Below are 4,589 nucleotides of genomic sequence, written 5' to 3' on the forward strand. Positions count from 1 at the left end.
GTATTATACCAATATCAAGAAAGATATATCAGATGATTCTGTACAATGGAAGAATATTCAACTTTTTCAGCAAATATAGGATATCTCTCGTTGAAGAAGAGAATAAGCCATTTCAATTATTTTGGCTTTTTATTGAAGGAAATCATATTTCACAGACAAGCTGAGACAACTCGTTAGAAAAGACTTCATAATTTATGGAATAATCTATTTCACACTCAACTAAAACTAATTCATTCATATTTAACGCTTTTCTCAAAACATCCCTAATGTCGTCATTTCTGCTTACTTTCAATCCTTTTGCGCCGTAGCTTTCTGCATATTTAACAAAATCAGGATTTGAAAAATCCAGTCCAAATCTTTCAAGTTTCATATGTTTCTGCTTCCATTTAATAAATCCAAAACCATTGTCATTCAATAATAGTATAACAACGGGCACCTTATATCGTAAAGCAGTTTCCATCTCTTGTGAATTCATCATAAAACCGCCATCGCCGCAAACTGCAATTACCTTCTTTTCCGGATTCAATATCTTTGCCGCAATAGCAGCCGGCAAGCCAGCGCCCATTGTTGCAAGGGCATTGTCAAGAAGCAGGGTATTTGGCTCATAAGTCCTGTATAAACGGGAAAACCACAATTTATATATGCCGTTGTCCAGCGAAACTATGTCATAGGGCATAAGGGCTTCTCTTACTGCATCAACAACCTCTTGAGGCAATAGCGGATATTTTTTCTCATACTTGCTGTAAAGCTTTTCCGTAAGAAAAAATCTCAGTTTTTTAAATATTGGGAATTCTCTTCTTTCTTTTATTCTTGAAGAAATTTCTCTCAATGAATGAGAAATATCTCCAATAACTTCTACATCAGGATTGAAATACCTATCTGGCTCAGATTCAACAAAATCTATATTGACAATCTTTTTAGAAAGGTCCGAATTCCAAATATATGGAGGATATTCAATTATGCTGTAACCAATGGTAATAATCAAATCTGCCCTTTCTATGCCGCAACTAATATAATCTCTTCCATGGATTCCCATTGTATATAGACTCTGTTCGAACTCATCACTAATAACTCCTTTTCCTACGCTTGTATGCACGACATAGATTCCTGTTTTTTCAAGAAAAGCTAGAAGATGTTTTGTTATGAGTTTTCTATTAGCTCCTGATGACACTATCACAAGAGGATTTTTTGATTCCTCTATAAGTTTTACTGCTTTTTCAATTGCTTTTTTATCTGGAGAAGGCCTTCTTATATTTGTTCTTTTCTGAATCTTTGCCCTGCAATCCGATGAAGCAATATCTTCCGGAAGTTCAATATGCACTGCACCGGGGCGTTCACTTTCGGCAGTTTTAAAAGCATCGCGGATTACTGTTGGAATGGTTTCGGCATCTAAAATTGAGATAGATTTTTTCGTTATCGGCTTCATTAGATTGACTATATCAACAATTTGAAACTTACCCTGTATATTATTTTTAAGCGCCTTTTGTCCTGAAATAGAAACAAGCGGCGCACCAATCAATTGAGAGTGGGCAATACCCGTTACAAGATTGGTTGCACCCGGACCTAAAGTGGAAAAACATACACCTGCTTTTCCTGTCAATCTGCCATAAGTTGCTGCCATAAATGCAGCTGCCTGCTCGTGCCTCGTTATGAAAATTTTTATTGATGATTTACGTAATGAATCCAGTAAATCGAGATTTTCTTCTCCCGGCAAGCCAAAGATATGAGTAACTCCTTCCTCTTCAAGCTGCTTAACAAACATATCCGAAGCTTTCATACCATCCTCGTCTTTTTCGACGAAACAAACTTTGTACTATATGATAACAAAAATTCTTTGATATGTATTTCTTTATTTGTAAAATGAATAAAAAAAATAATGGATTAGCTTTATGCCGAGAAAAAAGGTTTCAGTTACAATTTTCATTGCCGCTTTTTTAATCGCAATAATTTATAACAGTGTTTTTTGTAGAAATGCCGAAGTTTTAACCCGATGGTCTCAGCATATTGACGGCCTTTTTTACCAAGCAATAGCGGAAACTCTGGTCGAACATGGCATCTTTGGATACAATGAATTTAGGCCCACTTCTTTTCGCCCTCCCCTATACCCAATTTTTCTGTCAGGTACATACTGTATTTTTGGATACAATTTTTTTATCGTAAGAATATTTCAAGCTATCTTTCATGGTCTTACCTGTGTATTCATATTTCTAATTGGAGAGAATATTTTTGACAGAAAAACAGGAATATTATGTGCTCTTTTAGTCGCTTTTAATCCTTTTTTGATATTTTTCTCAGGTGAAATAGGCACGGAATCTCTCTTTACTCTTCTTGTTTCTGCCACAGTATATGCAATCGTAAAAATCGACAAAGAAGAAAAAAAGACCTTACCTTTGGTATTGTGTGGCATTATCTTTTCAGCGGCAATGCTTACGAGAACTATCTTCTTGAGTTTTTTGCCTTTTCTATTAGGCTGGTTTTACTTTACATCTGAAAAGAAGACAGCAAAAAGAAAGGTAATTATTTTTTTTCTATCATTTTTTACTGCTCTTCTCCCTTGGATAATCAGAAATTACAATGTCCATGGCCATCTACTGATATCAGGCACAAATATGGGACATAATATAAACATAGGCGCTTTAATGGAAGGTGTGGATTATGCGCAAGCATTACGGAAATTTAAAAAAATCTCTGGATATGATTATAAAGACCTTGAAAATCCCAAAAACAAAAAACTGCCTGCTTCTGAATACGAGCTTCAGCAAGAAGCAATAAACAGAACCATAGAAATCATTCTCTCCGACCCCTTGAAATGGATTAAAGTAAGGTTCTTAAACGCTGTCAACCTTTGGAGTAATAATTGGCAAGGCAATTATGCCAAACGCTTTGAAGAAGGGAAAAAGCCATATATTAAACTTCTCTCCCATTATTATTACCTTTTTATTTTATCCTTTGGGGCAGCGGGAATTATTCTTGCACTAAATAGCAAAAGAGAAAATAGAGATTTTACATATCTCATACTTTTGCTTTTTTTCGCAACGACTGCGGGATACTGCGTATTTCAGACCGGGAAACGCTATAGAGTCCCTACAATAGACCCTTATCTTAGTCTATATGCTTCATATCTTATTACTTTTTTAGTAAGCAAAGCAGGATTATTCAGAGAAAAAAAGTGATCCCCTTTTACTGTAAATAGCCAAGACTTTTTAGGTTTTCTATGCTCTTCTTACTTTTTGTCATCCTGCCGGTTGAAGTATTAATTTCTGTATACTTATCCAACATTACTTTTAAATTTTCAATAATTTTATTAGTTTTTTCATCCAGAGTATTTGCCAAATTATTCACCTCTTGCGGATCTTTACTCAAGTCATAGAGTTCCTTTCTATTTAAATAGGGTGTCTCAATATATTTCCATCTTTGAGTTCTGATACATTTAGCAAATGGATCATTTGTCCATTTTCTTTTAACTTTTGTTAAATATTCATCAGCCCCCTCAGGGTACAAGGCATTTCTTGTGGCTTCGCTGAAAAGGACCACCTCCCCAATTTCTTTGTTCTTATTTTCCTCTTTCCCTCTCAATAAACCTGCAAATGATTTTCCCTCAAATTCTTTTGGAATTTCAATGCCTGCCAAATCCAGCAAAGTTGGAGCAATATCTATATTCCTAATCAATTTACTTATCTTTGTATTAGGTGGAATAATGCCACGATAGAAGATTATCAAAGGAATATGGATATTACTTTCATAGACTCTTGATGAATGGTCTATATAGCCGTCATGTTCAAAGAAGTTTTCTCCGTGATCTGCAGTAAAAACAATGATCGTATTTTGTATAAGTCCTGATAATTCAAGTTCAGCGATTAAACGTCTGAATTGGTCATTTATAAATCTTATTTCACCATCATAGAGAGCTTGCAAATGAATCCTGTCATTTTCACTAACTCCTTTGCCCTTAGCCATTGCAAGCCGCATTTTTTGTAATGTTTTGAAATTTCCATCCAATTTTCCAGAATATTTTGTATCATAAAGATGTAAGTATTGCTGTGGTGGGTCATATGGCCAATGAGGATCAAAATAATGAATGAAGAGGAAAAAAGGTTTGTTTTTGCCCTGTTTCTTCAAAAAATTGATAACTGCATCGGTTGTTTTATCTGCATCACGAATAATTTTATTTTGAGCAAGATTAGTCTTTTTGTCAAGCTGATCATTGAATATATCAAAACCTTCATTAAAGTTGAAATCACTGCTCAATACATAAGAACTAATAAATCCAGCCGTTTTATAACCATAACCTTTCACTACCTTCTGAAGTGTTAACAAACCTCTTTTTACGATAGTTCCGGTATGTGCAATTCCATGCTTTCGAGGTATTTTTGAAGTAAGCATCGATATATGTGAAGGCATAGTCGATGGGACTACAGTTACAGCATTTTCAAACAACGCTCCCAGCATTGCGAAACGGTCTATGAAAGGCGATGTTTCATAACGATAGCCATAGCACATTAAATGGTCTGCTCTTAAAGTATCAACTGAAATAAGGATAATGTTGGGTTTATCATTTTTTTTTGGTTTATAAACTTTTTGACATCCAA

At 34.8% G+C, this 4,589-nt stretch carries 3 protein-coding genes; 1 reads left to right on the plus strand and 2 read right to left on the minus strand.

Features of this window, described 5'->3' with window-relative positions:
- Positions 1–142: 142 nt before the first annotated feature.
- Entirely contained in the window at positions 143–1,777 is a 1,635-nt protein-coding gene (locus tag D6734_11840) for an acetolactate synthase large subunit (protein ID RMF92633.1), read from the minus strand.
- Between the two features lie 112 nt (positions 1,778–1,889).
- Here D6734_11840 and D6734_11845 point away from each other — a divergent pair, with 112 nt between their 5' ends.
- Positions 1,890–3,173 carry a phospholipid carrier-dependent glycosyltransferase gene (locus D6734_11845; protein RMF92634.1) on the plus strand — a complete coding sequence of 428 codons (1,284 nt, stop codon included), beginning with the start codon at positions 1,890–1,892 and terminating at the stop codon, positions 3,171–3,173.
- Positions 3,174–3,180: 7 nt separating this feature from the next.
- Here D6734_11845 and D6734_11850 read toward each other — a convergent pair.
- Positions 3,181–4,589, minus strand: a 1,409-nt coding sequence (locus tag D6734_11850) for a hypothetical protein (protein ID RMF92635.1), incomplete at its 5' end; no start/stop codon positions are given.

The organism is Candidatus Schekmanbacteria bacterium (genome assembly GCA_003695725.1).
Classification (GTDB): Bacteria; Schekmanbacteria; GWA2-38-11; order GWA2-38-11; family J061; genus J061.

Bases quoted from the DNA above. Each gene is read 5' to 3' on its own strand.
- D6734_11840 (RMF92633.1), bottom strand. From the start codon at position 1,777: ATGAAAGCTTCGGATATGTTTGTTAAGCAGCTTGAAGAGGAAGGAGTT.
- D6734_11845 (RMF92634.1), top strand. From the start codon at position 1,890: ATGCCGAGAAAAAAGGTTTCAGTTACAATTTTCATTGCCGCTTTTTTA.